The organism is Larsenimonas rhizosphaerae (assembly GCF_023700005.1).
GTDB classification, from domain to species: Bacteria; Pseudomonadota; Gammaproteobacteria; order Pseudomonadales; family Halomonadaceae; genus Larsenimonas; species Larsenimonas rhizosphaerae.
The window spans coordinates 2,026,601-2,044,773 of sequence record NZ_JAMLJK010000001.1; the positions used below are offsets into that span (position 1 = coordinate 2,026,601).

19 protein-coding genes and 1 other RNA gene are annotated in these 18,173 nt (G+C 59.0%); 6 read left to right on the top strand and 14 right to left on the bottom strand.

Annotated features, from left to right (window positions below):
• Position 1: 1 nt before the first annotated feature.
• From mraY to rsmI, 8 genes are all read right to left on the bottom strand, one after another.
• Positions 2 to 1,084 (bottom strand): phospho-N-acetylmuramoyl-pentapeptide-transferase, encoded by a 1,083-nt coding sequence (gene mraY, locus NAT21_RS09255; RefSeq protein ID WP_250937616.1) that lies wholly within the window; start codon positions 1,082 to 1,084, stop codon positions 2 to 4.
• Between the two features lie 24 nt (positions 1,085 to 1,108).
• Positions 1,109 to 2,461 carry a UDP-N-acetylmuramoyl-tripeptide--D-alanyl-D-alanine ligase gene (locus tag NAT21_RS09260; RefSeq protein WP_250937617.1) on the bottom strand — a complete coding sequence of 451 codons (1,353 nt, stop codon included), beginning with the start codon at positions 2,459 to 2,461 and terminating at the stop codon, positions 1,109 to 1,111.
• The gene (locus NAT21_RS09265) at positions 2,451 to 3,953 is read right to left on the bottom strand and encodes a UDP-N-acetylmuramoyl-L-alanyl-D-glutamate--2,6-diaminopimelate ligase (RefSeq protein WP_250937618.1); all 1,503 of its coding nucleotides are present in this window, start codon (positions 3,951 to 3,953) and stop codon (positions 2,451 to 2,453) included. Before NAT21_RS09265 ends, NAT21_RS09260 begins: the two co-directional genes overlap by 11 nt.
• Positions 3,950 to 5,674, bottom strand: a complete 1,725-nt coding sequence (locus NAT21_RS09270; RefSeq protein WP_250937619.1) for a peptidoglycan D,D-transpeptidase FtsI family protein — start codon at positions 5,672 to 5,674, stop codon at positions 3,950 to 3,952. Before NAT21_RS09270 ends, NAT21_RS09265 begins: the two co-directional genes overlap by 4 nt.
• The gene (gene ftsL, locus NAT21_RS09275) at positions 5,671 to 6,006 is read right to left on the bottom strand and encodes a cell division protein FtsL (protein WP_250937620.1); all 336 of its coding nucleotides are present in this window, start codon (positions 6,004 to 6,006) and stop codon (positions 5,671 to 5,673) included. Before ftsL ends, NAT21_RS09270 begins: the two co-directional genes overlap by 4 nt.
• Before the next feature lie 8 nt (positions 6,007 to 6,014).
• A complete protein-coding gene (rsmH, locus tag NAT21_RS09280; RefSeq protein WP_250937621.1) occupies positions 6,015 to 6,962 on the bottom strand; it encodes a 16S rRNA (cytosine(1402)-N(4))-methyltransferase RsmH in 948 nt (315 codons plus the stop codon).
• Positions 6,963 to 7,006: 44 nt separating this feature from the next.
• An RNA gene (rnpB, locus tag NAT21_RS09285) (RNase P RNA component class A) lies at positions 7,007 to 7,359 on the bottom strand.
• A 77-nt stretch (positions 7,360 to 7,436) separates the two neighbouring features.
• Positions 7,437 to 8,297, bottom strand: a complete 861-nt coding sequence (gene rsmI / locus NAT21_RS09290) for a 16S rRNA (cytidine(1402)-2'-O)-methyltransferase (protein ID WP_250937623.1) — start codon at positions 8,295 to 8,297, stop codon at positions 7,437 to 7,439.
• 108 nt (positions 8,298 to 8,405) lie between these two features.
• Between rsmI and NAT21_RS09295 the strand changes: the two genes are divergently transcribed.
• The 4 genes from NAT21_RS09295 (at position 8,406) to NAT21_RS09310 (ending at position 11,796) form a co-directional block, all read left to right on the top strand.
• The gene (locus NAT21_RS09295) at positions 8,406 to 10,175 is read left to right on the top strand and encodes a penicillin-binding protein activator (protein WP_250937626.1); all 1,770 of its coding nucleotides are present in this window, start codon (positions 8,406 to 8,408) and stop codon (positions 10,173 to 10,175) included.
• Positions 10,156 to 10,524 carry a YraN family protein gene (locus tag NAT21_RS09300; RefSeq protein WP_284732676.1) on the top strand — a complete coding sequence of 123 codons (369 nt, stop codon included), beginning with the start codon at positions 10,156 to 10,158 and terminating at the stop codon, positions 10,522 to 10,524. The genes NAT21_RS09295 and NAT21_RS09300 overlap by 20 nt, the downstream gene beginning before the upstream one ends.
• Before the next feature lie 104 nt (positions 10,525 to 10,628).
• Entirely contained in the window at positions 10,629 to 11,222 is a 594-nt protein-coding gene (locus tag NAT21_RS09305; protein ID WP_250937631.1) for a phosphoheptose isomerase, read from the top strand.
• A gap of 7 nt (positions 11,223 to 11,229) precedes the next feature.
• A complete protein-coding gene (locus NAT21_RS09310) occupies positions 11,230 to 11,796 on the top strand; it encodes a BON domain-containing protein (RefSeq protein WP_250937634.1) in 567 nt (188 codons plus the stop codon).
• A 91-nt stretch (positions 11,797 to 11,887) separates the two neighbouring features.
• Here the strand turns inward: NAT21_RS09310 and NAT21_RS09315 are convergent, their stop codons facing one another.
• From NAT21_RS09315 to zapE, 5 genes are all read right to left on the bottom strand, one after another.
• Positions 11,888 to 12,388 carry a ClpXP protease specificity-enhancing factor gene (locus NAT21_RS09315; RefSeq protein WP_250937636.1) on the bottom strand — a complete coding sequence of 167 codons (501 nt, stop codon included), beginning with the start codon at positions 12,386 to 12,388 and terminating at the stop codon, positions 11,888 to 11,890.
• 43 nt (positions 12,389 to 12,431) lie between these two features.
• On the bottom strand, positions 12,432 to 13,064 hold the full coding sequence (locus tag NAT21_RS09320) for a glutathione S-transferase N-terminal domain-containing protein (protein WP_250937637.1): 633 nt from the start codon (positions 13,062 to 13,064) through the stop codon (positions 12,432 to 12,434).
• A 149-nt stretch (positions 13,065 to 13,213) separates the two neighbouring features.
• Positions 13,214 to 13,603: a 30S ribosomal protein S9 gene (rpsI, locus tag NAT21_RS09325; RefSeq protein ID WP_250937638.1), complete on the bottom strand. Its 390-nt coding sequence runs from the start codon at positions 13,601 to 13,603 to the stop codon at positions 13,214 to 13,216.
• A 13-nt stretch (positions 13,604 to 13,616) separates the two neighbouring features.
• The gene (gene rplM / locus NAT21_RS09330) at positions 13,617 to 14,045 is read right to left on the bottom strand and encodes a 50S ribosomal protein L13 (RefSeq protein WP_250937640.1); all 429 of its coding nucleotides are present in this window, start codon (positions 14,043 to 14,045) and stop codon (positions 13,617 to 13,619) included.
• 144 nt (positions 14,046 to 14,189) lie between these two features.
• Positions 14,190 to 15,344 carry a cell division protein ZapE gene (gene zapE / locus NAT21_RS09335; RefSeq protein ID WP_250937641.1) on the bottom strand — a complete coding sequence of 385 codons (1,155 nt, stop codon included), beginning with the start codon at positions 15,342 to 15,344 and terminating at the stop codon, positions 14,190 to 14,192.
• Positions 15,345 to 15,514: 170 nt separating this feature from the next.
• Between zapE and NAT21_RS09340 the strand changes: the two genes are divergently transcribed.
• Positions 15,515 to 15,961 (top strand): Z-ring associated ZapG family protein, encoded by a 447-nt coding sequence (locus NAT21_RS09340; protein ID WP_250937644.1) that lies wholly within the window; start codon positions 15,515 to 15,517, stop codon positions 15,959 to 15,961.
• Positions 15,962 to 16,008: 47 nt separating this feature from the next.
• Here NAT21_RS09340 and NAT21_RS09345 read toward each other — a convergent pair whose 3' ends face one another.
• On the bottom strand, positions 16,009 to 16,767 hold the full coding sequence (locus NAT21_RS09345; RefSeq protein WP_284732677.1) for a Nif3-like dinuclear metal center hexameric protein: 759 nt from the start codon (positions 16,765 to 16,767) through the stop codon (positions 16,009 to 16,011).
• 93 nt (positions 16,768 to 16,860) lie between these two features.
• Between NAT21_RS09345 and NAT21_RS09350 the strand changes: the two genes are divergently transcribed.
• A complete protein-coding gene (locus NAT21_RS09350; RefSeq protein WP_250937646.1) occupies positions 16,861 to 18,108 on the top strand; it encodes a S1C family serine protease in 1,248 nt (415 codons plus the stop codon).
• The last annotated feature ends 65 nt before the right edge of the window (positions 18,109 to 18,173 follow it).

Sequence of the window (18,173 nt, forward strand, 5' to 3'; positions counted from 1 at the left end):
CTCAGCGCACCTTCAACGTAGCCAGCCCCAGCAGCACCAGCACTACGGTAATGATCCAGAAACGCACAATGACACGCGGCTCGGGCCAGCCCTTGAGCTCGTAGTGATGATGCAGCGGCGCCATGCGGAACACGCGCCTGCCGGTCAACTTGTAGGAAGTGACCTGAATCATGACCGAGAGCGTTTCAGCCACAAACACCCCACCCATGATGAACAGCACGATCTCCTGACGCACTACGATGGCGACGGTACCCAGTGCAGCGCCGAGAGCCAGCGCTCCCACGTCGCCCATGAACACCTGAGCGGGATACGTGTTGAACCACAGAAAGCCCAGTCCGGCACCAACAATGGCCGCACAGAAGATGGCCAGCTCCCCCGAACCCAGAATGAACGGAATATGCAGGTAGGAAGCGAAGACACTGTTGCCACTGGCATAGGCAAATACAGCCAGGCCCATGGCCACCAGTACGGTCGGCATGATGGCCAGACCATCCAGGCCATCCGTCAGGTTGACGGCATTGGAACTGCCGACGATGACCAGGTAGCTCAGCACCATATAGAAGGCACCCAGCGGAATCACGATCTGCTTGAAAAACGGCACGATCAGGCTGGTTTCGGCTGGCGAGTGCGCCGTGGCATACAATACGACAGCGGCAATCACGCCAATGACGGACTGCCAGGTATACTTCCATTTGGCCGGCAGGCCGCGAGGATTCTTCTCGACCACCTTGCGGTAATCATCAACCCAGCCAATGGCACCGAAGCCCAGCGTTACAAGCAGCACCAGCCAGACATAGATATTGCGCAGATCGCCCCATAGAAGCGTCGATACCGCGATCGACACCAGAATCATGACGCCCCCCATGGTGGGCGTTCCTGCCTTGGAAAGATGTGACCTGGGACCATCGTCCCGCACGGCCTGGCCAATCTGCCCGTCGACCAGACGACGGATCATCCAGGGGCCTATCAACAGGCACATCAACAGTGCTGTCAGCGTGGCAAGGATCAAGCGCAGCGTCAGATAACCAAACACATTGAAACTGCTGTTGATGTGGGACAGCAGTTCACTCAAAAAAAGCAACATAGTATTTTTTTCACCTGCTTCTAATTACCGACCTGCCGACAGCGCCTCGACAAGACGCTCCATTCGCGCTGAGCGCGACCCCTTCACAAGCGCACTGGCACCGGCAGGCAAGTGCTGCAACGCAAACGCTTCAAACGCGTCCCAGTCGTCAAAGTGCCGCCCTTCGGAACCAAATGCCGCCGCCGCAGGCTGTGCACCTTCTCCAAACGTGCAGATCATGTCGAGCCCGGCCTTGCGTGCATACGCGCCAACCCGATAATGGGAGTCTTCGCTGGTGCTTCCCAGCTCACCCATGGCCCCCATGAAAAACCAGCGGGGGCCCGGCAGCGAGGCAAGCACGTCTATCGCCGCACACATGGCACCGGGATTGGCATTGTAGGAATCATCCAGCAGCCGGGTACCTCGACATCCGGCGACCGCACGCATGCGCCCCCTGCCGGATTCAAACGACGCCAGCCCGGCAAGGATGGTATCCCCGTCAAGACCCGCCAGCTGCGCTGCTGCTGCTGCTGCCAGCGCATTACTGACGTTGTAGCGACCGAGCACACCCAGCTGAACTCGCCCGAGACATTCGCCATGAGCCATCAGATCGAAGGCATAGTGCCCATCGGCGTCACACGTCAGCGCCTCCGCCCGGACATCCGCCCGGGGATCAAATCCAAAACTGACCACTCGCCGGGGAGAGGCACAGGCAGACCAGAATGGAAAATAGTGATCGTCATGATTGAGCACTGCGACCCCATCATCAGGCAACGCCGCAACCAGCTCTCCCTTGGTCTGGGCGATCAGTCCCGGACTTCCAAACTCACCGACATGCGCCCCCGTCACATTGGTTACTACCGCGATGTTCGGTTCGGCCAGTGACGCTGTCCAGGCAATTTCACCGGTATGATTGGCCCCCAGTTCGATCACGGCACGACGGTGATCAGGCAGTAACCGAAGCAATGTCATCGGGGCGCCAAAATCGTTGTTGAGATTACCCTCGGTCACCAGGGAAGGCGCCTCTCGAGACACGATCGCCCCCAGCATTTCCTTGACCGTGGTCTTGCCGCTGTTACCGGTCACGGCCAGTACCTGGCCTCCCCACTGACGCCGAAAGGCCCGTCCCAGCAGCCCCAGCGCCAGCCGTGTGTCCGGCACCACCAGCTGACGGACATCATCATCTTCCGCCTGCTCGACCAGGGCCGCTGAAGCTCCCGCCTGGAGTGCCTGTGCCACGAACCGGTGGCCATCAAACTGCTGGCCTCGCAGCGCAACATATACGTCCCCGGGCTCAAGACGCCGGGTATCGGTCACGATGCGATTGAATGTACCACCGAGCCCCTCGGGTATTGTGATCTGCAGTACGTCAGCCAGCCGGCGCAGTTCATGCATCATGACGCGCCTCCAGTGCTGTCCTGGCGATATCGTGATCGGAAAAGGGATGTTTGATGCCGGCGATCTCCTGATAGGTTTCGTGGCCCTTGCCGGCAATCAGAATCACATCGGACAGGGCCGCTTCGCGAATCACCTGCTCGATTGCCTGACGACGGTCAGCCACGGCCTGCACTCCCGGCACGTCCTTCACGCCGGCCAGCATCTCGTCACGAATCGCGGCGGCAGATTCGCTGCGTGGATTATCATCGGTAATCACCAGCCGGTCTGCCCCATCACACGCAGCGCGAGCCATCAACGGACGCTTGCCGCTGTCCCGGTCACCACCACAGCCGACCAGGCACCAGAGCCTGCCCGGCACGTGATCCCGAAGGGCTTCAAGGGCATTGGTCAAGGCATCAGGCGTATGCGCGTAATCGATGATCACGATGGGCCCGGGTGCGGCAATGCGCTCCATTCGGCCCGGCACCGGCGCCAGTTGCGCCATCGCCTCAAGAAGCACCTCCAGCGGCGCCAGCGCCTGGCCGTAGGCGGCGGCCAGCGCCAGCAGGGCGTTGGTCAGGTTGAAATGCCCCATCAGCCCCAGCGATAGTGTGATCTCGCCCTCCGGCGTCATCACGCGTGCAGACTGCCCCGTATCCTCGGGATGATGTGACAGCACCCTGAAGTCGGCGCTGTCTCCATGACCAACACGAAGGACCCGAACTGCCGGACCGCAGCCCGCTACCATCAGCCGCGACAGAGGATCATCTTCATTGACCACCGCCAGAGCCAGTTCCGGTCGACGAAACAGTCGCGCCTTGGCTGCGGCGTAGGCCGCCATGCTGCCGTGATAATCCAGATGATCCCGGGTCAGGTTGGTAAATATGGCGGTGTGAATCGGCGTGGCCGCCAGGCGGTCCTGATCCAGAGCATGCGAGGAAGCCTCAAGCACGACCCGCGTCACCTCATCGGCTGACAACGCCCCCAGTGCGGCCTGAATGCCCACGATGCCCGGCGTCGTCAGGCCGGTATCCGTCAACTGCCCTGGACGCCCTACGCCCAGCGTACCCATAAGCCCGCATGGCCCCGCGACCGCTTCGGTCAGTGACGCCAGGTAATGGGCTACCGAGCTTTTGCCATTGGTACCGGTCACTGCCGACACAAACAGGCTGTCCGACACCTGATGGATTCCTCTGGCCAGCACGCCCAGCCGGCCCTTCAGGTCAGTTACGGCCATCACGCGGTGATCGCCTTCAACCGGCCCTGCTTCAGCATCGTCATCCACATGGGCAAGCACCAGGCCAGCTTCTGCCTGCAGAGCCTGAACGATATAGTCTCGTCCATCGGCGACTACGCCAGGCACCGCCAGGAAGACATCACCGGCCCTGAGCAGGCGTGAATCCGTTACCAGCCGTGTTCTGGCCGGCAGAACCGGCCAGACGTTACCCGGCCAGAGGGTTTCAAGCATCTGCAACACACTGGCGCGCGTGACCGTGTCACTTCCTGAATTCATCGTGTGGCCTCCGCGGTATCATGAGGGTCATCCGGGGGCACATCGAGCAGTCGGAGCGCCTTGCCGGCAACCCGGGCAAAGATCGGCGCCGCCACCTGGCCGCCGTAGAATTCCTTGCCCTTGGGGTTATCGATCGAAATCATGGTAATGATCCGGGGATTACTGGCGGGCGCGATGCCGACAAAGTTGGCACGGTACGCCTTGCGCTGATATCCCTCGGCCCCCACCTTGCGCACGGTACCGGTCTTGCCGGCTACCCGATAACCGTTCACGGCCGCCCGATGACCACTGCCGCCGGGCTCTACCACCGTTTCCATCATCTTGAGCACCTGATGGGCGATTTTGGCCGACACCACCTGCTTGCCCTTGACCGGATCGCGCCGTTTGAACAGGGTGGCCGGAATACGCTCGCCATCGTTGGTAATGGCCGTATAGGCCGCTGCGATCTGCAGTGCCGATGCCGACAGACCATAACCGTAGGCCAGCGTGGCACGCTTGGCCTTTGACCAGCTGAAGGGCGATGGCAGGCTGCCGTCCCCTTCACCCGGGAAATTGATCTGCTCCGGGGGCTGCCCAAGTCCCATTGCGTTGTACATGTTCCAGACTGCCGCGTCAGGTAGCGCCAGCGCCATATGTGTCATGCCGATGTTCGAGGACTTGGTAATGATGCCGGTCATGGTCAGTTTGCCGAAATCGAGACTGTCCTTGATGGTGTAGCGGTGATCCAGCACCATCCAGCCAGGCGACGTATCAATAACGGTATCCGGCGTAAACTTGCCTGAGGCAAGGCCGGCGCACATGGCAAGCGGTTTCATCACGGACCCGGGCTCAAAGGCATCGGTAATCGCACGGTTCCTGAGCCCGGCCGGGTCGAGGTTGGCCCGGTTGTTCGGATTGAAGGACGGCGCATTGGCCATCGCCAGCACCTCGCCGTTGCGGGCATCAATCATGACCAGTGTACCGGCATCGGCATGGTGCTCGGCCACGGCAGCCTTGAGTTCGCGATAGGCCATGTACTGCAGACGCAGGTTGATGGACAACTGCATATTGCCGCCGGGTTCAGCGTCACGAATCAGGTGCAGATCACGGACCAGCCGCCCCTTGCGGTCCTTGAGGACGCGGCGCTTGCCGGGCGTACCGGTCAGGTAATCGTTATAGGCCAGCTCCAGCCCTTCCTGCCCCTTGTCGTCGATATTGGTCACCCCCAGAAGCTGGGCCATGACCTCGCCGGTAGGGTAATACCGCTTGTACTCATGCTGGCCGTATACACCGGTAATCTGCAGATCCAGCACGCTCTGGGCCGGCTCCGGCGTTACCTGACGCTTGAGATACATGAAGGATTTATTGCGGTAGTTATCCACTCGCGAAATGAAATCCGCCGGTCTCTCACCCAGCGCCTGGGCCAGTTGCGTCAGCGTGGCCTTGTCCGTGGGCAGTTCCTGGGGATTGGCCCAGAGCGTCACTACCGGCGTGGACACCGCCAGCGGCTCACCATCACGGTCGGTAATCATTCCCCGATGGGCATCTATGGTTTCAACACGGAGCGTACGGGCATCACCCTGCCCCTTCAAAAAGGGCTGATCCACCACCTGCAGATACACGATGCGCCCGGCCAGTACCACCAGCGCCATCAGAATCAACAGGACAATGAACCGAAACCGCCACGGAGACATGGCATGGTGCGTCGAGGAAGAAGGCGCCTGATTGCGTCGCTGGCTCATGGACGAATTACTCTACTTTCATTGACATCAGGCACATGCATATCGAGGCGCTTGCGTGCCAGTGCCTCGATCCGGGAGGGGGAAGACCAGGTACTTTCCTCCAGCAGCAGACGACTCCACGTCGTCTGCAACTGATCATGCTGGCGCTCCATCTTTTGCAGGCGCACATACTGGACCCGCGTATGGTGTGCGCTGGAAACCACGACAAATGCCGAGATAACCACCAGCAAAAACAGAATACCCACCCCGACATACGTCACCCGAAAGCGCGGACTGAAGGGGAGCTGTCCGAGAAATTCATACCGTAGCTGTGAGCGCCTGCGCTTCGCCATACGTCCTCTTATGCCAGTTTTTCCGCTACACGCATGACAGCACTTCGGGCCCTGGGGTTCATTTCTATTTCATCCCGGGTCGGTTTGAGTGCCTTGCCGACAAGCGTCAACCGCTTGTTGAGCTGGTCATCGCGCAGGGGCAAATGCCGGGGCAACTGGTCGCCGCGCGCCTTGTCACGCATGAAGCGCTTGACGATCCGGTCTTCCAGCGAGTGAAAGCTGATCACCACCAGACGTCCGCCCACGGCCAGCGCCTCAAGCGCGCTGTCGAGCGCACGCTCAAGTTCCCCCAGCTCATCATTGATATAAATGCGAAAGGCCTGAAAGGCTCGCGTGGCAGGATGCTTGTGCTTTTCCCAGGCGGGGTGCGCATCCTTCAGAAGGCGCGCGAGGTGATGGGTGGTCTCGATCGGCCGTTCAAGCCGTTCGGTGGCAATTGCACGCGCCAGCCGCTTTGCATAGCGCTCTTCACCGTAGGTTTTCATCACCCAGGCCATGTCCTGCTCGGAGGCCGTCGCCAGCCAGGTGGCCACGCTTTGACCGCTGTCCGGATCCATCCGCATGTCCAGCGGGCCATCACGCATGAAGCTGAAACCGCGCTCACCATCATCAAGTTGAGGCGAGGACACGCCAATATCCAGCAAAATGCCATCGAGACTGCCATGCAGGCCCTGCTCATGAGCCAGATCGCCCAGTGTCGAGAAGGTACCGCGGGTAATTGAAAAGCGGGGATCGGTGATTTCGGCTGCCGCCGCCAGCGCGTCAGGGTCACGGTCCATGGCCAGCAGCCGGCCGGCATCGTCCAACAGCCCCAGGATGGCGCGGGAATGGCCGCCTCGCCCGAAGGTGCCGTCGATATACGTACCGGAAGGGACCTGCACCAGCCGGTCCACCGCCCCGTCGAGCAGGACGCTTTTATGAATGAAGTCCTGAGACGGTGCGGGGCCTGATGACATTGAGGGGTACTCGAAGCTATAAATTGGCTTGCGGAAAGGAAATGGGAGGGAGTCGGCCTGTAAGCCGGGTTCTGTCGAGGACAGTCATTCCTCTAGGAGACGCGTCACCACGTCCCTCAAGCAACCTACCCGAACCCAGTGCGGGCCACACCTCAGGGTTCCTATTTGGTCTTGCTCCGAGTGGGGTTTACCATGCCACGAGCTGTTGCCAGTCGCGCGGTGCGCTCTTACCGCACCCTTTCACCCTTACCGGCAGTCAGACTGCTTTGGCGGTCTACTCTCTGCTGCACTTTCCGTCGGCTCGCGCCGCCCAGGCGTTACCTGGCACTCTGCCCTGTGGAGCCCGGACTTTCCTCCCCCGAAGACATGCTTCAGCGGCGACTGTCCGGCCGACTCCCAAGCGGAGAAGAATACCAGTGCCCCTGCCCCCCCTCAACTGCTGTTTTTGATCAGTGACATCTGGATGCACTTTTTCTACACGCCGTTACCTTTACCCAGAAGTCGTTGATACCACTGCTTTTTGCGTCCACCCAGCAACCTGGCCGCAATGGCCGCCGATTGTTTGACCCCCACACCTTCGGTTTGCAGGGCCTCGAGCAGCGCCTCGGCTTCAATATCAACATGCTCCTGCTGGCCTTCCAGCGCCGGCGCTCCTTCCACCAGCACCACAAACTCGCCCCGCGCCTGATTGGGATCTTCCTCGATGCGAGCCAGCAGTTCAGGCGGCGTGCCATCCAGAAAGGTTTCGAAGGTCTTGGTCAGTTCACGCGCCAGGACGACACGACGCTCGGGCACGAGCGATTCAAGCGCCTCGAGAAAGGCACGAATCCGATGGGGAGATTCATAAAAGATCTGAGTTCCCACGCTTCGCACGCTGCGCTCAAGCTCTTCCAGGCGAGCCTGCGCCTTCGCCGAAACAAACCCGCGGAAGGTGAATGGCTGCGAAGGCAGTCCGGCTGCACTCAACGCCGTGACCAGGGCGCAGGGACCGGGGACCGGCACCACGCGACTGCCACGTTCACGGAGTGCCTGCACCAGACGATATCCCGGGTCGGAAATAAGCGGCGTACCGGCATCGCTGATCAGTGCAATGTTCTGCCCCTGCTCGATACGCGCGACCATCGTATCGATCCGCGACGCCTCATTGTGCTCATGGAGTGACATCAAAGGCCCGCGAATACCGAAATGATCCAGCAGCCGCGCACTGTGACGGGTATCTTCCGCAGCAATCAGGTCAGCCTCGCCCAATAGCCGCAGGGCACGCGCGGAAATGTCTTCGAGGTTACCAATCGGTGTGGCAACCACGTACAATGCCCCTTCGTGATTTTGAGTCATTCGCTGTCCACATTCTGTACAGATCACTGTCTCAGTACCGCCTCCAGGCGGACACATGGAGAAGGCGCCAGACGCCCCGATCAAGGTTGATTAAAGAGGCAAGACTACATGCGTACCTCATGGCGATCCGCCGCTGCCATAGCGGCCATCACCCTTACACTGGGCGGGTGTGCGGGCTCATCGATTTCTCGCCCCTTTGGTGGCGGCGAGCCATCGGCTCAGGCACTGATTACCCAGGCACGGCAGCAACAGGGCGCTGAAGCGGCCACTACCCGGCTTCAGGCCGCCGGTATCCTAGCACGGCAGGACAGGACGGCGCAGGCGCTGGATCTGCTGAAAAACATGAACGACACCCTGCTACCGGCCGATGGTCGTGTGCAGTGGGCACTACTGACCAGCCAGACGGCCATTACCCAGCACGATGGAAAATCAGCCCTGACGGCCATCGAGTCGGTAGAATCCATCCCCACCTCCGACAGCAATCGTCAGACACTGGCACAGCGCAAGGGCGAAGCACTTGGCCTGCTGAATCAGCCCCTCAAGGCCGCCATCACGCTGATTACACTGCAGAATGAAACCGATGATACCAGCCTGAATGATGCCATCTGGCGTCAGGTAGCACGGCTGGATGAAACGCAACTGAACACCCTTTCCGACACTGGCGGCTGGTCTGCAGGCTGGATCAGCCTGGCCCAGGTCGCCAGAGACCAGGGCGGCGACCTGCAGCAATTGTTCGATGCAGTATCACGCTGGCAACAGTCACGCCCATCGCACCCTGCATCCAGACGCCTGCCCAGTGATCTGGCCGCGCTGGGTGATGCCAAAGGCCGTCAGATCAGCCGCATCGCCGTATTCCTGCCGGAATCCGGCCCGCTCAAGACCATTGCAGACTCGATTCGCGAAGGCATCAGGACACGTAACTCAACGGCCGCGTCTGCCGGCGAACAGATGCCTCAGATCACCTTTCATGATTCCAGTGGCCAGGACATCAAACGCCTTTACGCACAAGCCATGATGGAGGGTGCCCAGCTGGTCATCGGGCCCCTGGACAAGGACAAGGTCACCTCGCTTGAGCAGATGGGTAATGTACCCGTTACCACCCTGGCCCTGAATTACGGCACCAGTGACACCAACAAGGCCGACAATCTTTACGAATACGGCCTGTCTGCCGAGGATGAAGCGCGTGAAGCCGCACACCGCGCCTGGGTGGACGGTCACCGCAACCCGGCTGTCATGGTCCCTGACAATGACTGGGGGCAGCGTGTCATGGAGGCCTTCCAGCAGCGGTGGCAGCAGGAAGGGGGCCAGCTGGCCAGCAGCGTAAGCTATGACCCGAAAGGATCTGTTGCCTCCGCCGTCAGCAAGGCCCTGCGCAGCGGAAGAACTCCCGACGCCCTCTTTCTGCTGGCACTGCCAGGCTATGCTCGCCAGATTCCGCCCACACTGAACTATTACTACGCCAACAATCTGCCGGTCTACGGCACATCCCACCTCTACCAGGGCACCCCACAACCTCACCTCGACCATGACATGAATGGCGTGCTGTTCTGTGATATTCCCTGGCAGATCCCCGACCCTGCAGCAGGCGGCAAGGAGGCATTGCCCTTTGCCGATGACTACCGCCAACTGGCGCAGGGCGATTCGCCATCGCTGCTCAAACTCAAGGCCATGGGCGTTGATGCACTGGAACTTGGCCGACGCCTGCCGCTGATTCAGCAGGTACCTGCCAGCGAAATGCGGGGCGCAACCGGCACACTGCACCTGGGCCCACAGCATCGCTTTCAGCGCATACTGCCCTGGGCGCAGTTCAAGAACGGCATTCCTTCGCTGCCTACCCTGACCTCATCGAGCAGCGTCAATGTGGACGAAAGCCTCTAACACCCGTGCTCGTGGCGGCCGAATGGAAACCCTGGCCGCGCGCTGGCTGCAGGCCCGGGGCCTGCAGCTTGTTGCACGCAACCTGACCTTTCCCGGTGGGGAACTGGACCTGATCATGCGCGAGGGTGATACCCTCGTGTTTGTCGAGGTGCGGTACCGCAAGTCAAGCGCCCACGGATCAGCGCTTGAAAGCATCACGCCGGCAAAGCAGCAGCGCCTGATCCGGGCCGCCACTCGCTACCTGCAGAAATTCCCGCAACCGGCATCGCGCTTTGATGTCGTGGCTCTGGACGGTGATGAAGCCGCGCCCGACATCCAGTGGATACGCCACGCCTTTGACGCCTTTTGAGCCACACTGGCATCGCCAGGGCTGGACTGGCATCATCGCCGCAATACCCTTGTTATCAGACCCGGTTTTTACACCCCTGTCACCCGAAAGCGACCGAGACCGCCATGGACCTTCAATCCCGCATTCTTGACCACTTCAATGCCAGCATTGACGCCAAAACCTATGCCAGCGAAGTACTTCCACCCTTTATTGAAGCTGCCAGCGCCATGATGGTTCAGACGCTGATCAATGATGGCAAGATTCTGGCCTGTGGCAACGGCGGCAGTGCCGGCGACAGTCAGCACTTCTCGTCCGAGTTGCTGAATCGCTTTGAGCGCGAGCGTCCCAGCCTTCCAGCACTGGCCTTGACGACCGACACCTCAACACTTACTTCGATTGCCAACGATTACAGCTACAACGAGGTATTCTCCAAGCAGATTCGCGCGCTGGGCCAGCCCGGCGACATCCTGCTGGCAATCTCGACCAGCGGTAATTCAGCCAACATCATACAGGCCATCCAGGCTGCACATGATCGTGAAATGAATGTCGTCGCCCTGACCGGACGGGATGGTGGCAACATGGCCTCCCTGCTCGGCCATGAAGACTGCGAAATTCGCGTACCTGCCACCTCCACGGCACGCATCCAGGAAGTGCATTTGCTTGCCATCCACTGCCTGTGCGACCTTATCGATCACCAGCTTTTTGGCAGCAACGAGTAACAACGCCATGAAAAAAACCGGATACCTTACCGCCGCTCTTCTGGTCGCCTCTCTGGGGCTGACCGGCTGCAGCGTATTCAGCACCAACGCCAATCCCAATGACTACACCACACGCACTCAGACCGAGATTCAGGGCGATAAGCAATTGCAGCATGCCCTGCTGAACCTCTACCTGCAGGGCGACAGCCGCTATGGTGAAAGCCATGTGAATGTGGATGCCTATAACGGCTATGTACTACTGACAGGACAGGTTCCCTCTCAGGACCTGAAGGATCTGGCAGGCGAGGCCGCCAAACGCCATCGTGGCGTCAGCGGCGTACGCAATGAACTTACCGTGGGCGAAAACACGTCACGAACGCAGCGCATCAAGGACAGCTGGATTACCACGCGCATCACCTCAAAGCTGTGGACGAATAACCGCATCGACGGTGACAGCGTGCATGTTATTACCGAGAACGGCAGCGTTTATCTAATGGGACATGTCAGCCATCGCCAGGCAGACACCATTACCGCAACGGCTACTCCGATCGATGGCGTGAAACGCGTTGTCAAGGTCTTCCACTACATCGACTGATGTACGTTCGACGACGTCTTGAAAGGCCATAAAAAAAGGCAAGCCCGAGGGCTTGCCTTTTTAGTGCGACACATGCAGTGGGTCACATGCGCTATTTGATCACTCGCAGCGAAGGTCGCTTCGATGAAGGGCGTGACGCCTTGTCATCATCTCCGCCAGCACCATCTTCGGAGCCCGCATCGGATGCTGATTCCTCGGACGCTTCAACGCTACGCAGGGACGGCCCGGCCGAAGAAGATGCCTTGTCGTCACCCTCATCCTCCTCGCCCTCGGGAATCACGGGCTCGTGACCAAAGACCATACCCACGCCGTTTTCACGTGCGTACAGGGCCACCAGCGCTTCAATCGGAATCTCGATGCGCATCGGCTGACCACCGAATCGGGCACTGAAGGCAATCATGGCATTTTCCATTACCAGATCACGCACGGCACCAGGCGCGGCATTAAGAACAATTTGTCCATTCTGGACAAACTGACGCGGCACAATGACACCGTATATCTCGGCATCCACCACCATATACGGCGTCAATTCGTTATCAAGCAGCCACTCATAGAGCGCGCGTGCCAGATAAGGACGACTACTGGAAGACATGTTTTCCTCCTGCAACAGGGAAGCAGCCACGCCTCCCTTCCATTTAGACCCTGATTTCGCGCTCGGCTTCAAGCAGGGAAGCCTTGAAGGACTCCCTCGCAAAGAGCCGTTCCATGTAGTCCATCAACGGCTTGACCTGACGCTCGGGCAACTCGATACCAAGACTTGGCAGACGCCAGAGAATCGGCGCAATGCAGCAATCTGCCAGCGAGAATTCCTCGCTCATGAAATACGGCAGGTCTTCAAAGATCGGGCTGACACCGACGAGGCTTTCACGAAGCTCCTTGCGCGCGGCTTCCTGCTCCTTCTTGGTACCTTCACCGGAAAGCAGCAGCTTCACCTTCGGGCACCATTCACGCTCGATCCGGTGCATCCAGAGACGCGTTTGCGCCCGCGCAACCGGATATACCGGTAACAGCGGCGGATGCGGGAAACGCTCATCCAGATACTCCATCATGACCTGCGATTCATAAAGCACCAGATCACGGTCCAGTAGCGTTGGTACGCTGTTGTACGGATTCAGATCTGCAAGCTCTGCCGGCGGGTTGGTCTCGGATACTTCCAGGATATCAACGGACACCCCTTTTTCGGCCAACACAATACGCACACGATGGCTGTAATGATCATCATGGCCGGTATAAAACGTCATCGACGAGCGCTTGGCTACGACACCCATGTAACAATCCTCGCTTCAATTCAAGCCCAATGATACCACGAGCGATGCCCTGCGTGGGCGAGTTGAACCGATGCCCGCCCCGATTGCATCGGCAAGACACAAAAACGCCCAGGCCATTGGCCCAGGCGCTTTCCGTACAACAGTACTGCTTAACGCTTGGAGAACTGAGGACGACGACGCGCCTTGCGCAGACCGACCTTCTTACGTTCAACCTTACGTGCATCACGCGTAACATAACCCGCGTCACGAAGCGCCTTGCGGAATTCTTCGTTGTAATCGAGCAGTGCACGGGTAATACCGTGACGAATGGCGCCGGCCTGTGAGGAACCACCACCACCCTGAACAGTGACATTGATGTCGAACTGGCCATTGGTTTCAGTCAGCTCGAGCGGCTGACGAACAACCATCTGCGCCGTAACACGACCGAAGTATTCGTTCAGTTCACGGTTGTTGACCGTGATCTTGCCTGTACCAGGCTTGACGAAGACGCGGGCGGTAGATGTCTTGCGGCGACCTGTACCGTAATATTGTTGAGACATATCAGACCTTCCTTCAGATGTTCAGAGCTTGGGGCTGCTGCGCAGCATGCGGATGCTCGGCACCAGCATAAACCTTGAGCTTGGAGTGCATCACGCGGCCAAGCGGACCCTTGGGCAGCATGCCCTTGACGGCGAACTCGATAACACGCTGAGGCGCATGATCGATCATCTGTTCGAAGGTCATGGAGCGCAGACCACCGGGATAACCGGTGTGGCGGTAATAATTCTTGTCGGTTGCCTTGTTGCCCGTAACACGGACCTTTTCGGCATTGATGACGACAATGTAGTCACCAGTATCGACATGAGGAGTATATTCCGGCTTGTGCTTGCCTCGCAGACGACGTGCGATTTCTGTGGCAAGACGGCCCAGAGTCTTGTCCGTAGCGTCGACGACATACCAGTCGCGCTGGACGGACTGCGGTTTAGCGCTGAACGTCTTCATGAAAAATTACCTCTTTCGGGTCAGGCCGCAAGGCGTTGACCAATCCCTATTTTTCTTGGTTACCCTCACATTCTGCCGGGGTAACTATGAGCGAGCGCGCATTATACATACCTCAATGCGCGCTGATAAGCCCTATATACCAAATCAGGGCTTGTGGGGAAGCGCCAGATAGTCTCTGGACTGCATTTCCTGAAGCCGGGACAGGGTACGGTCAAATTCAAAGGCCAGTGCACCACCTTCATAAAGCCTTTCGGGTACAGCTTCGGCACTCATCAACAGCTTCACCCCCCGGTCGTAGAACTCATCGACAAGATTGATGAACCGTCGCATCTGATTGTCCGACCCGCGATCCATGACCGGTACATGAGACAGGAAGACCGTGTGATACTCGCGTGACAGTTCGATATAGTCGTTCTGGCTACGCGGCCCATCACACAACTCGGCAAACGTGAACCACACTGTACCTTCATGAAGACGTTCCGCCGTCAGCGTACGATGGTTGATGTCGATGGCCTGGTTGCGTCTTGCCTCGCCCCCGGCGATTCGGGAAAAGCTATCCTCAAGCGCCTTCTGTGCAGCACTGTCATCCGGCGAGTGAAAAATCTGCACCTGCTCGAGTGTTCGCAAACGGTAATCAACGCCTGAATCGACGTTGACGACCTCACAGTGGCGATTAAGCAGATCAATGGCCGGGATGAAACGAGCACGTTGCAAGCCGTCCTTGTAGAGATCATTCGGCACAATGTTCGACGTCGCCACCAGCACGACCCCCTGTGCAAACAAGGCCTCCAGCAGATTGGCCAGAATCATGGCATCGGTAATGTCCTTGACAAAGAACTCGTCGAAACAGATAACCCGCGCTTCGCTGGCAAAGGTGGCAGCAATTTGGGTCAGAGGGTTTTTTTCGCCCTTGTGCTGCTCGAGCTCTCGATGAACGCGCTGCATGAAGCGGTGGAAATGGGTCCGCATCTTGCGCTCGAACGGCAGGCTGTCGTGAAAGGTATCCACAAGATACGTCTTTCCACGACCCACCCCTCCCCAGAAGTAAAGCCCCTTGATACCGGGCACCTCGGGGGCCTGAGGCACGGCGGCCTTGCGCCCGAACAGCCCGGCCATCCTTCCCTTGAGGCCACTTCCTTCGGATTCCGTGGTACGCGGTGTCGGCGCAGGCGTAGCGATCAGCTCATCATAGAGACGCTGAAGGTGCTTGACCGCACGCTCCTGGGCCTCATCGTACTGAAAGTCGTCGCGCTCCAGGTCCTGCTTGTACTTCTGCAATGGGGTCGGTTTTGAACTCATGAAGGGGTATCAATCAACGTTGGGAGTGAATAAAGGCCACTCAGTATAGCCAAACCGATCGTCAGGGTGGCATCCCCGTTTGACTGGATTGTGCTTAAGCTCTTTAATGGCTCGATAAAGTGGTGCGCTTTACAGCAGTGTACCAATGTTCGGCAGCAAGGAGAGATGGTGTGAACGAAGGCAACATCGACTGGATTCTGGGACTGGCCTGCCTGTTGGTCGGCATGGGGATCGGGGCACTCGGATATCATCTGATGAATGCCAATGCACGGCGTAATCGGCAGGCACAGCAGAAGCTGAAGGATACCGAACGCGAACTGAATCAGGTTCGTGAGACGCTCAACGGCCACTTCAGCCAGACTGCTGACCTGGTGGCTCAGCTTCAACGTACCGGCCAGGAGCTTCAACAGCAGTTTGCTGCAGATGCCGAACGCCTGTGCAACGATGAGCAGGTCAAGCGTCGGCTGCGCCCACAGGACGAAACAGCGGAACGTGAAGAGGAATCCTCGCTTCACATCCCCCGGGATTATGCTGAAAGCGCACGCGGCACCCTGTCGGAAAATTACGGCATCCGCCGCGGGCCGGCTGAGGAAGACCCCCAGCCTCCACGCTACTGAAGCGGGCTGCAGTACACGTCAGCGCCACCTGGCGCTGACCCTGCCTGTCATACCGGGTTATCGATATCGGCAAATCGAAACGCGATACCCGCATTTTCTGCCAGCCAGCTCCCCAATGCCTGAACGCCACCTCGCTCGGTCGCGTGATGCCCCGCCGCGAAGTAACTGATGCCCTCTTCACGAGCAATGTGCGTTGTGCGCTCGGATACTTCTCCGGAGACAAAGGCATCCACACCAGCAGCGAGCGCCTCCTGAATCATGTCCTGCGCCCCGCCGGTACACCAGGCAATACGAGAAATCGGTCGGTCATGGCCGGCAAGTACCAGCGGCGCCCGCCCGAGTTCCCGTGTCATTGCATCCGCCAGTGCCTCATGAGTCATCGGTACTGCAGTACGCCCCGCGTATAAAATCCCCTGCCCCACAGGCCCATCCAGCACCCGATCCATGGTCCATCCCAGCTGATGAGCCAGCTGGATGTTATTGCCGAGCTCGGGATGTGCGTCGAGAGGCAGGTGATAAGCCAGCACATTGATATCGTGCGCCAGCAGTTTGGCCAGACGCCGCCTCTTCATGCCAGTGACCTGAGCGGGCTCGTTTTTCCAGAAATACCCATGATGCACCAGCAGCGTGTCAGCCTGCCAGGCAATGGCTTCATCGATCAGTGCCTCACTGGCCGTCACTCCCCCCATGACACGCGCAATGTGCTCGGCGCCTTCCACCTGAAGCCCGTTGATGGTGTAGTCCCGAAAACGCCAGGGTTCCAGCACGCCATCGAGCATTTCAAGCACCTGTTGACGCTCGGCCATGATCCCTCCTGATAATCAAAGATGTTACACTCGCTGCATTGTAGCGGGCCGACGAATGCCCGACGAGCCTGCGACACAAGGAACACTATTTAAATGCGTCAGTACCTTGCCGCACTGTTCTGGCCAATTATCAGTGGCATCCTGCTTGCGCTGGTAATTCTGAACTATATGCCCGGAAGCACTTCCTCCCCTGCACCCAGAACAACCGTATCGCCATCAACCGTGCCCGAGCCCGACCCGGACGTCCCACCGCCTTCCGAGCGGGCTGCGCCGGACACCCAGACCGGCACGCCCCTGGAACGTACCAGCGGACACAGTGGCTATTCCACGGCCGTCGAACGCGCCGCGCCCTCGGTCGTCAATATCTACTCGTCACGCATTGTTGAAAAATCAGATGCCAGTGCCATGGATACACCGATCATCGAGCGATTTTTCAGCAAGGGCACGCCAGCGCGTCAGCGCATGCTTTCAAGTCTGGGCTCAGGCGTTATTGTCAGCGACCAGGGGTATGTACTGACCAACAATCATGTCATTCAGGGTGCGGATGAAATTCAGGTCGCGCTGCGCGACGGCCGTGAAACCATCGCGCACCTGATCGGAGCCGACCCGGATACGGATCTGGCCGTACTCAAGATCGACATGAATGACCTGCCGGTTGCCACTCTGGCGGTCGCTCATGATACACGCGTCGGAGACATCGCTCTTGCCATCGGTAATCCCTATGGCGTTGGCCAGACAGTGACCATGGGCATTGTCAGCGCACTGGGGCGCAACCACCTGGGCCTGAATGCCTACGAGGACTTCATTCAGACCGATGCAGCCATCAATCCGGGGAATTCAGGCGGCGCCTTGATCAATACCGATGGCGCAGTCATCGGCATCAATACAGCCATCTTTTCCCGCACCGGCGGCTCGCAGGGCATCGGCTTTGCCATTCCGATCAACGCGGCGCAGCGCATTCTGGATGACCTGGTCACTCAGGGTCGTGTCATACGGGGCTGGCTGGGTATCGAAGCACAGGAAATATCCCCGGCGCTGGCCAACTCGTTCAATCTGCATGCCCCGCGTGCCATTATCGTGTCACGCCTGATCGCAGGCGGCCCCGCAGACAAGGCTGGCGTCAGGCAGGGGGATATCCTGCTATCGATAGATGGCAAGGCGCTGCTGGATGCCCAGGCAGCCCTTGTGGATATCGCCAACGTCGACCCGGGCCGCAGAATCCCCCTGACGCTCTATCGTGATGGCAAGGAAATGAAAGTATCAATCAAGGTAGCAGAACGCCCCGTCAACCAGCCCGCGATTCAAAAGACAGAGCTGCCAAAAGGCAAGAGCAGCTCCTGAATCGATAACAGGCAATAAAAAAGCGACCCGAAGGTCGCTTTTTTATTGCGGTAATATCACGGCTG